We start from the raw sequence: 8,910 nt of genomic DNA on the forward strand, positions 1-8,910 counted from the left end.
CCGCGGAACGCGTTGGTGAAGCAGTATCAGCGGTTGTTCGAGTTGGACAATGTGGAGTTGGAGTTCAGTGCGGACGCGCTGGACGCCATCGCCGAGCAGTGCCTGCTGCGCCGCACCGGTGCCCGCGCCGCCCGCGCCGTCATCGAGGAGGTTCTGCTCTCGGTGATGTACGAGCTCCCCGGCCGGGAGGACGTCGCCCGCGTCGTGGTCGGCCGCGACACCGTCCTCGACCACGTCAACCCGACCCTGGTCCCGCGCGACCGGCCCGCGGGCGGTGAGCCCCGCCGGGAGTCCGCCTGACGGCTGGCCGGGCCGCACCGGACCGGCCGCCGGGCAGCCACCGGGCAGCAGGCTCCGCCAACGGGTGCCGCGCCGGGCGCGCTGCCGGGCGTCGCTGACCAGGGGAGCCGGGCCGCTCCGGCCGCCCGGCCGGGGCCGGGCCTTCGGCGGCGGGCCCGGGCGCAGGTTGGTGTAGCTTCTTCACGATGAGTGCGGTGGAGGAGTCCTGGACGCGGGCGCTTGAGCGGATACTCGAACTCACGGTCCTGCTGCACCAGGACGCCGCGCGCGGTCTCGCCCGCGACGGCCTCACCACCTCCCGCGCCACGCTGCTGTGGAAACTGCGCGAGATCGGTCCCGCGCCGCAGCGCCGGCTGGCCGAGGAGCTGGACGTGAGCCCGCGCAATGTCACCGGCCTCGTCGACGCGCTGGAGGCGACCGGATTCGTCACCCGCGAGCACGATCCGGCGGACCGCCGGGCGAGCCTCGTGACGCTCACGGAGCACGGCGCGTCGGTGGTCGAGAGGCTGCGGCGCCAGCGGGATGAACTCGCCCGGGACCTGTTCGGCGCGATGCCCGAGACGCGGTTCGACGCCTTCACGGCCGGCCTGGACGACGTGCTGCGCCGCCTGCACACCCTCGTCGCGGAGGAGGCGCGGGCCGCGGACGGCGCCGCCCCGAGTTGACCGGCGCCGGTGCCCGAGCGGGCACCGGCGGAGGTGCGTGGGGGATCCGGCCACCCGGCCGGGGTGCGGGGCCGCCGGGTCAGCCGAGCTGGCGGAGCAGCGTCGCCAGGTCGGAGCAGATCCACTCCTCGGCGATGACGCCGTCCGCCACGCGGTAGAACTCGTGGCTGGTGTACTCGACGGCGCGTCCCGTGGGCGGGATGCCGTGGAACGTCCCGGTGTGCGTCCCGCGGAAGGTCAGGCGCAGGGCGACCCGGCCGCCCGCGGCCACAACGTCGTCGATCTCGGCCCTGATGTCGGGGAAGCCGTGCCTCATGGCGTCGTAGCCGCGCCGCCACACGTCGAGGCCGCGCTGCTGGGGCGCGCCGGCGAGGTTGATGACGAAGTCCGGGGCCATCCGGGACAGGAGGGCGTCGACGTCGTCGGCGTTGAAGGCGTCGAAGGCCGAGCGGATCAGGTCGGTGTCGGTCGTGCCGGTCATGCGCGCTCCTGTCTGGAGGGACACGGTTTTAATGAACATACAACATTGTGAAGTATGTACATCGTCAACTGGTGCGTCAACCACGATCCAGAAGCGGCGCGTGCGGCTGCCTGACGACTCGGCGCGCGACCTGTGCGACCGCTGGACCCGCACCGCGCACCCCGGGGCCGACCAGGCGTTCGCGGAGAGGTGCTCCATCCGGTCCACCGCCGGGACCCGCGTCCGACCGCCACGACCGGGTACCGGCGCCATCCTTTCGTCGGCGTCGGCTCCGACCTCGGGCCGCGGGTGGCGCTCGACTACCGGGTCCGCGGCCTCGCCGCGGCCCGCCTCCCGCCGACGGCCGTCCGGGGCAGCGGCACCAGCGCTCACCCGCGCCGCACGACCCGGCCCCCGGCCCTTCCGAGGAGCGGCGCTCGGCCCGCCGATCCGCGGCACAGCGGGCCGCCCCTCCGCCGCGGGAAGGGGGGATCAGCGAGCCGTGGCTGCCGGCGGGCGGGAGAGATAGGAACGACGTCATGACAGTTCCGATCAACAGTTCACCGGTGCCCGAGCGGGTCGCCGACCTCGCCGCCGCCCGGGCCCGCCACGGCGACCGGGTCGACTTCCTGCTGCGGGCGCTGCGGATGGGGGACCCGCTCGCCGACGCCGTCATCGCCGAGTTCGACGAACTCGGCCGTCCCGCCCGCACCGCGCTCCAGCGTGGTCTCGCCGAGGGGCGGGCGAGCGTGCCCGACGCCCCGCCGGCCGTCGATGCGCTGCTCGCCCACGCGGAGACCGTGCCCAGCTGGGTCTCCCCAGAGCGTCTGGCCGAGGGCGACCGCATCTCGCTCGCGGTGCCGTTCCCCTGGGGCAACCTGGCCTTCGCCGGCGGTTCGCTGGCCCACACCTACAGTTCTCCCTCGATCGCGCGACTCCTCGTGCGCACCGGCCGGCTGACCTCGACGGCACCGCGCCGCCTCGCCGAGACCGGTCTGTGGAACGGCTCGACGATCCTGCCCGGCGGCCTGCTCCGGGGCGCTCCCGGCTACGTGCAGAGCGTGCAGGTCCGGTTGCTGCACGCGCGCGTCCGGGCTTCGGCCGTCGCGCACGGATGGGACGCCGACCGGTGGGGGGTGCCGATCAACCAGGCCGACGTCGCGCGCACATGGCTCGACTTCACCGTCGTGCCGTTCACGTTCCTGGAGGGCATCGGCTACCGGCTCACCGAAGAGGAGCAGTCCCGCCTCTACCGCTACTGGTGGTACGTGGGCCACCTGCTGGGCCTCGACGAGGAGTCCTTCCTCGGCATCGAGGACCACGAGCAGGCCGGTGCGCTGCTCGATCTGCTCGACTCGACGTCCGGCCCGCCCGACGAGAACAGCAGGGCACTGGTCGGGGCGCTGTTCGACGCGGCGACCGCCAACCTCGCCGCTGTACCGCGGTCGCCGATGGACGCACAGGGCTGGCGCGACCTGCTGCACGCACTCGCCCGTGCCTACCACGGCGTGGACGCCGCCACCGCGCTGGGTATCCCGGAGTCGCCCGTCACCGCGATTCTGCCGCTGCTCGCGGCGGGCGAGGCGCGGGCGCGCCGCTACCAGCCGCATGCCCCCGGAGCGGCGCGGCAGGCCGAAGAAGAGGGCATCGCCGCCGTCCGCGGACTCGCCGCGTCCCTCACCGATAGCACCGCCTACCAGGACCACGCCGCGGCGTCGTGAGCCACTGGACCACATGGATCGGGCTCGTGTTCCCGGACCTCGCGGACCCTGCGACGGTCCGGACCGCCGATCGCCGGCTCGTCCGGCCGACGCGTGTGCCGGCTGGACGACCTCCGCGACCGCCGGAGGTGGTGCGCGGTCGCCGAGCGGGCCAGGCCGGCGAACTCCCCGGCCCGGACACCGCCGCCCGCGCCGGACCGCTCGTTCCCGTCTGCCCCGGCGTGCAGCTCCTCCGCGACGCCTCGCGGGCGGGCGCGCCGCGCAACGCCGAACCCCGCAAGCACAGCGAACTGGCGTGGGCGCCCGCGCACCGGCTTCCGGACGACGTGGTGCCCTACGGCGCCCAGGCCCTCGCCGCCTACCTCGACGGGCGCACCTTCAGCCTGCACGCCTGGCCCGAGGACGGACCAGCCGCGATGCCGCCCGCGGATCCGCCGGGATAAGGGGCACCGGCCGGGCAGTCCCGCTGCGCGCGGCCCCGGACGGGCCGCCGCGCAACGACCGCCGGGAGCCCGCGCGCCCGCTGCGACCGCCTGGCGGCACAGAGCCACGGGCTGTCGTCTCGGTCACCCCTCCGGCCGGAACCCCTCCGGCGTACGCGGGGCGTCGATGGAGCGCGCGAGGTGGTGGTCGAGGAGGTGAGGACCGAGGGCGGCCGCTTCGTCGATGCCCAGGTCGGCCAGGTGGAGAGCCAGTCCGTCCACGACGGCGTGCAGGATCGCCGCCTCCGCCTCCTCCACCGCGTCCGAGATGGCGCGCGAGCCGGTTTCCGGATGCTCGGCCGATGCTCTCCTCGCGCGGATGAGATGGCGGTACAGCTCTCGCTGCCGTGCGGCCGTCCGCCGTTTGAGGTCCGCCAGAGCGGGATCGGTGCCGGCGTAGGCGGAGAACGCGAGCCAGACGCTGAACTCATGGTGGCGCTCGGCGTCCAGCGGGAGGAGTTCGAGCAGGATCGCGCGGGTCCACTCTCGCGCCGGTCCCGACCGCGGCATCGCGGAGAGCCGTCGCTCGACGCGCTCGGCGATGAGTTCCATCGCGTAGCGGAGCATCTCCGCGCGGGTGCGGAAGTAGTACTGCACGGTGCCACCGGTCACCCCGGCTTCGGCGGCCACGGCCCGCACGCTGACGCCGCCGACGCCCTCTCGGACGATCGTGGCCCACAGGGCCTCGGCCACCCGGCGTCTCCCGCTCCCCGTTGCGCGTTCCACACCTCCATCTTACGATCGTATGGGATTCATACGATCGTAAGAGGAGAGTGCGGGATGCCCGAGGCGGACGAAGCGGCGCTCGCGGAAGCCAGGGCGCCGGCCCCCGGCCGCCTCGCGGCCCTCTGGGCCCTCGCCGTCGCCGCGCTGGCCGGCCACAACGCCGAGGAATGGCGGTTCGGCATGGGCGGGTGGATATCCGCCCACCCCTGGCTGCCGGGCAGCTCACTGCACGCCGACCCGACCCAGCTCGCCCTCGCCCTCGCCATCGTCACCACCGCGGTGTTCCTGATCGCCGCCGTCGCGGTGGTCTCCCGGCCGGCCTGGAGCCCCGAAGTACTGGGCTGCCTTAGTTACGCGCTGATGTGCAACGGTGCCGGCCACCTGGTGTTGAGCGCGGCGTCGTGGAGCCTGATGCCCGGCGTGGTCACGGGGGTCCTGGTCCTGCTCCCCGTCGGGCTGCTGACCGTGCGGTCACTCCCGCCCGTGCGCTGGACGGCGCCGACGGTCGCGACGACGGTGATCGCCGCCGTGGGCATGGTGGCCGGATCACTCGCCCTCGCCGACGTGCTCGCCCTGGTCGTCTGAGAGAGCGGTGATCACGGCCGGTGCCCGCTGGGGTGGTGCTGAGGGGACGGTGCGGCGCTCCCCCTCGGCGCGTGGACATCGGCGCGGCCCCGGCCTTCCGCTGGCGGGTCAGGCGCCGGTGCCGCCCGCGGAGGATCCGGCGGGCAGGGAGGGGGAGACGGAACCGCTACCGCCGAGGTGGCGGACCGCCGCGACCAGCAGGTCGGGCTGGCGTTGGCGTGGGCGATGATGGGCTGGCCCCAGTACGCGGGCACGGTCGTCGAGTCCACCGGGTCCGCGTCACCCCGGCCATGCCCTTCCGGGCGAAGGAGCACCGCATGAGCGAAGCCGCGAACCAGGCACCCCATGAGGACACGGACGAGGGACGCGCGGATCCGTTCGTGCGGCTGTCCCTGGAGCGGCTGCGAGAGCGCACCAGCATGAAGTGGCGTACCTATCCCGAGGACGTCCTTCCGCTCTGGGTGGCGGAGATGGACGTCCCGCTCGCAGCGGCCGTCGCCGAGGCCCTGCACAGAGCCGTCGACCTCGGGGACACCGGGTATCCCCACGGTAGCGCCTACGCCGAGGCCCTCGCCGCGTTCGCCGCCGCGCGGTGGCGGTGGGGCGGCCTGCGCGTCGCGGACACGGCGATCGTGCCCGACGTCATGATGGGCATCGTCGAGATCCTTCGTCTCATCACCGGCCCCGGCGATACGGTCGTCGTCTGCTCGCCGGTCTATCCGCCGTTCTACGCGTTCGTCTCCCACGCCGGCCGGAACGTCGTCGAGGCGCGCCTGGGCCCGGACCTGCGGGTCGACCTCGACGCGCTGGAGGACGCGTTCGTCCGCGCGCGGCGCCACGGCCGCCGGGCGGCCTTCCTGATGAGCAACCCGCACAACCCGACCGGTGTCGTCCACACCCGCGCGGAGCTCGAAGCGATCGCCGCGCTCGCCCGCGCGCACGGTGTCCGGGTGGTCTCCGACGAGATCCACGCGCCCCTGGTGCTGCCCGGCGCCGTCTTCACCCCCTTTCTCAGCGTCTCCGGATCCGAGAACGGTTTCGCCCTGGCCTCCGCGTCCAAGGCGTGGAACCTCGCCGGTCTCAAGGCAGCGCTGGCCCTCGCCGGCACCGAATCGGCGGCCGAGCTCCGGCAGATGCCCGAGGAAGTCGGCCACGGTCCCAGCCACCTGGGCGTCATCGCCCACACGGCGGCGTTCCGCGACGGTGTCGACTGGCTCGACGGACTCCTGCTCGGGCTCGACGCCAACCGGAGCCTGCTGGGGCGCCTGGTCAGGGAGCACCTTCCGGGGGTGGGGTACACGCCGCCGCAGGCCACCTACCTCGCATGGCTGGACTGCACCGGAACGGAGCTGTACGACGGGGCGTCCGCCGTCCCCGGTGCCGTGAGCGACCTCGCCGGACCGGCGAAAGTGTTCCTCGACGAGGCGCGCGTGGCACTCAGCTCCGGGCACGTCTTCGGCTCCGGCGGCGCGGGATGGGTGCGCCTCAACTTCGCGACGTCGCCGGCGATCCTGCGTGCGGCCCTCGCGAGGATGGGACGCGTGCTCGCCAGCCGCGGCCGACCGCCGCGCACCTGACGCCGGCCCTTCGGGTCCGAACGGGCCCTCAGACCCGGACGCCGATGGCGTTGGCGCCTCTCGACAGTTCGGGGAGCAGCGGAAGCAGGTCCTCGACGCGGGTCCGCTCCCCGGTCGTGACCAGATTGATGGCCCCCACAAGGGTGCCGTCGGAGTCGTGGATCGCGCGCGTCAGGCTGAGCGCTCCCAGTTCACGTTCGGATTCGGCCAGGTGGTAGCCGACCTGCCTGATGCGCCCGATCTCGGCCCTGAGGTCGTCGGCGTTCTGCGTCCGGCCGGTGGCCAGCCGGACCTGGCCGTGCCTGGTGAGGTAGTCGTCGAGCTCCTCGTCGCCGAACCCGCTGAGCAGCACCTTGCCGCCGCCGACGTTGAGGGGGACGCGGCGGCCGATGGGGAACTGGTATCGGATCGGATCGGTGCCGTCGGCCCGGGCGATGAGGATGCGTTCCTCCCCTGACCGGACGAACACCGAGGAGGTCAGCCCGGTGGTCGCCGACAACTCGGTGAGGACCGGGGTCGCCACGGTGCTCAGCCGGTCGTTGACCACGAACGCGTGCGCCAGTGACAGGATCACCGGCCCCAGCGAGTACCCGAGGCGGTGCTGCAGGATGTAGCCGCGCCGCACGAGCTGGTTGATCGTGCGCTGCGCCGTGGCCACATGCAGGCCGCTCTCGCGGGCGATGTCGCTGAGCCGCATGGGGCCGCGCGCCCGCTCCAGGCATTCCAGAACGTCCAGAGCCCGGTCGAGCGTACGCCCCTGGTTCCCGTTGGTAGCCGTGGCTCCCCATCTCCGTCCCCGCGCGTTTCACCGCGAGGGCCCGCATCCGTTCTTCCGCCGTCTCCGGATGGGCGAGAACCCTGCCGCCCGCGGCGGTTCGGAGCGTCCAGCCGGTCCTCCCAACGTATCGGACGTGTTTCCGGGAGGTTGACACCTCGGAGCGTCGCAGGTCACACTGCCTACCATTCAGCAATAAATCTTATCATCAGATGATAGAGGGTGGGGCATGAAGGTAGGTGTACTCGGGCTCGGCGAAGCCGGTGCCGTCTACGCTGGCGCGTTCGCCGAGGCTGGCTGGACCACCGTGGGGTTCGACCCTTCGGTCGCCACGGGAACCCCGGCCGGCGTGACGCGTGCCGCCTCGGCGGAGGAGGCCGTCGCCGGCGCCGAACTCGTGCTCAGTCTCACGACGGGCGCGCACGCGGTCACCGCCGCCGAATCCGCCCTGCCGGAACTGCGAGCCGGCGCCGTCTACGTGGACATGAACGCCGCCGCGCCGGAGACGAAGGCCGAGGTCGCACGTATCATCGGCACGTCCGCCCAGGTCGTGGACGGCGCGATCATCGGATCGGTACGCAAGTTCGGGCCCCGGGCCAACGTGCTGCTGTCCGGCCCGGCCTCCGGCGAGGCCGCCCGCCTCCTCGGCGAGGTCGGCGCGGACGCGGAGGCGATCGGCGGTGAGGTCGGCGCGGCGTCGCGGCGCAAACTCCTGCGCAGCGTCTTCATGAAGGGCCTTGGCGCGCTCATCACCGAGACGGTGGACGCCGGAGCCGCGGCCGGAGAGGAGAACTGGATCCGCCGCCAGATCGCCGACGCGCTCGCCGACGGCCCCGACGCGCTGGACCGCCTGAACAGCGGCACGCGCCGGCACGCGCTGCGGCGGTCCCAGGAACTCCAGGCCAGCATCGACCTCCTCGACACCCTGGGAGTCGGCGCGCAGGTGAGCCGGGGCGCCGCCGACCGCCACCTCGCCCTGGCCCGCGCGGACCACGGGGACACCCGGCGGCTCATCGACGCCTTCACCGACGTCCCGACCGCCGCCATCGGCGACGGACGCGATCGCCTTGGGTTCGTCTCCGCCCGGATCCGCCCGATCTGGCCCGGCGCGAGGGTCGCCGGGCGGGCACTGACGGTCCTGACCCGTCCCGGCGACAACCTGGCCGTACACCGGGCGCTCAGTGCCGCCGGCCCGGACGACGTCCTAGTCGTGGACGGAGGAGGGGACACCTCACGGGCGCTGATCGGCGAACTCATCGCGGAACGCGCGCTCAACCGCCGCATCCGCGGCATGGTGATCGACGGGGCGGTACGTGACGCCGAGGAGATCCGCCAGCTCGGCTTCCCGGTCTGGGCAGCGGGGATCTCCGCCGCGGGTCCCTACAAGGACGGCCCCGGCCACATCGGCGGAACCATCGCGGTGGGCGGCGCGGTCTGCGCGACCGGGGACATCGTCGTCGCCGACAACGACGGAATCTTCATCGTCCCCCGCCTGGAGGCCGAGCAGACCCTCCGGGCGGCCCGTGACGTCGTCGCCGACGAGGAACGCCGCCGCGCCGCCATCAGACGGGAGCGGCCGTGACCCCCCGCCGCCCGCTCCCAGGCCCTCCCGGCAGTTC

The 8,910-nt window shown here is 73.5% G+C and carries 9 protein-coding genes and 2 pseudogenes; 7 read left to right on the forward strand and 4 right to left on the reverse strand.

The window, feature by feature from the left end; translation table 11 throughout:
* Positions 1-300 (forward strand): annotated as a pseudogene (locus DEF28_RS23765) (ATP-dependent Clp protease ATP-binding subunit ClpX); the annotation flags it as partial.
* 185 nt (positions 301-485) lie between these two features.
* Entirely contained in the window at positions 486-965 is a 480-nt protein-coding gene (locus tag DEF28_RS23770) for a MarR family winged helix-turn-helix transcriptional regulator (protein ID WP_114400305.1), read from the forward strand.
* Between the two features lie 79 nt (positions 966-1,044).
* Here the strand turns inward: DEF28_RS23770 and DEF28_RS23775 are convergent, their stop codons facing one another.
* Positions 1,045-1,446, reverse strand: a complete 402-nt coding sequence (locus DEF28_RS23775) for an ester cyclase (protein ID WP_114400306.1) — start codon at positions 1,444-1,446, stop codon at positions 1,045-1,047.
* A 518-nt stretch (positions 1,447-1,964) separates the two neighbouring features.
* Here DEF28_RS23775 and DEF28_RS23785 point away from each other — a divergent pair.
* Together DEF28_RS23785 and DEF28_RS23790 are read left to right on the forward strand one after the other, a co-directional pair.
* Complete coding sequence (locus DEF28_RS23785; protein ID WP_114400313.1) at positions 1,965-3,146, forward strand: oxygenase MpaB family protein; 1,182 nt, start codon at positions 1,965-1,967, stop codon at positions 3,144-3,146.
* Positions 3,147-3,277: 131 nt separating this feature from the next.
* A complete protein-coding gene (locus tag DEF28_RS23790) occupies positions 3,278-3,589 on the forward strand; it encodes an NUDIX hydrolase (RefSeq protein ID WP_147280242.1) in 312 nt (103 codons plus the stop codon).
* A 123-nt stretch (positions 3,590-3,712) separates the two neighbouring features.
* Here the strand turns inward: DEF28_RS23790 and DEF28_RS23795 are convergent, their stop codons facing one another.
* Positions 3,713-4,354 (reverse strand): TetR/AcrR family transcriptional regulator, encoded by a 642-nt coding sequence (locus DEF28_RS23795; protein WP_114400308.1) that lies wholly within the window; start codon positions 4,352-4,354, stop codon positions 3,713-3,715.
* Positions 4,355-4,408: 54 nt separating this feature from the next.
* Here DEF28_RS23795 and DEF28_RS23800 point away from each other — a divergent pair, with 54 nt between their 5' ends.
* A complete protein-coding gene (locus DEF28_RS23800; protein WP_114400309.1) occupies positions 4,409-4,939 on the forward strand; it encodes an HXXEE domain-containing protein in 531 nt (176 codons plus the stop codon).
* 317 nt (positions 4,940-5,256) lie between these two features.
* Entirely contained in the window at positions 5,257-6,516 is a 1,260-nt protein-coding gene (locus DEF28_RS23805; RefSeq protein WP_114400310.1) for a MalY/PatB family protein, read from the forward strand.
* Between the two features lie 28 nt (positions 6,517-6,544).
* On the opposite strand, the gene DEF28_RS23810 is transcribed toward DEF28_RS23805, so the two are convergent.
* Together DEF28_RS23810 and DEF28_RS28885 are read right to left on the reverse strand one after the other, a co-directional pair.
* Complete coding sequence (locus tag DEF28_RS23810; RefSeq protein ID WP_258862671.1) at positions 6,545-7,141, reverse strand: IclR family transcriptional regulator; 597 nt, start codon at positions 7,139-7,141, stop codon at positions 6,545-6,547.
* Positions 7,130-7,255, reverse strand: a pseudogene (locus DEF28_RS28885) (helix-turn-helix domain-containing protein); the annotation flags it as partial. The gene DEF28_RS23810 and the pseudogene DEF28_RS28885, both read right to left, overlap by 12 nt.
* A gap of 265 nt (positions 7,256-7,520) precedes the next feature.
* On the opposite strand from DEF28_RS28885, the gene DEF28_RS23815 reads away from it, so the two are divergent.
* Positions 7,521-8,873 (forward strand): RraA family protein, encoded by a 1,353-nt coding sequence (locus DEF28_RS23815; protein WP_114400312.1) that lies wholly within the window; start codon positions 7,521-7,523, stop codon positions 8,871-8,873.
* The last annotated feature ends 37 nt before the right edge of the window (positions 8,874-8,910 follow it).

Origin of the sequence: Marinitenerispora sediminis (assembly GCF_003336425.1) — a bacterium.
Lineage (GTDB): Bacteria > Actinomycetota > Actinomycetes > Streptosporangiales > Streptosporangiaceae > Marinitenerispora > Marinitenerispora sediminis.

What these genes read in the sequence shown, in the direction of transcription:
- DEF28_RS23815 (WP_114400312.1), top strand. Translation starts at nt 7,521, where the DNA reads ATGAAGGTAGGTGTACTCGGGCTCGGCGAAGCCGGTGCCGTCTACGCT.
- DEF28_RS23770 (WP_114400305.1), top strand. Translation starts at nt 486, where the DNA reads ATGAGTGCGGTGGAGGAGTCCTGGACGCGGGCGCTTGAGCGGATACTC.
- DEF28_RS23800 (WP_114400309.1), top strand. Translation starts at nt 4,409, where the DNA reads ATGCCCGAGGCGGACGAAGCGGCGCTCGCGGAAGCCAGGGCGCCGGCC.
- DEF28_RS23805 (WP_114400310.1), top strand. Translation starts at nt 5,257, where the DNA reads ATGAGCGAAGCCGCGAACCAGGCACCCCATGAGGACACGGACGAGGGA.
- DEF28_RS23775 (WP_114400306.1), bottom strand. Translation starts at nt 1,446, where the DNA reads ATGACCGGCACGACCGACACCGACCTGATCCGCTCGGCCTTCGACGCC.
- DEF28_RS23785 (WP_114400313.1), top strand. Translation starts at nt 1,965, where the DNA reads ATGACAGTTCCGATCAACAGTTCACCGGTGCCCGAGCGGGTCGCCGAC.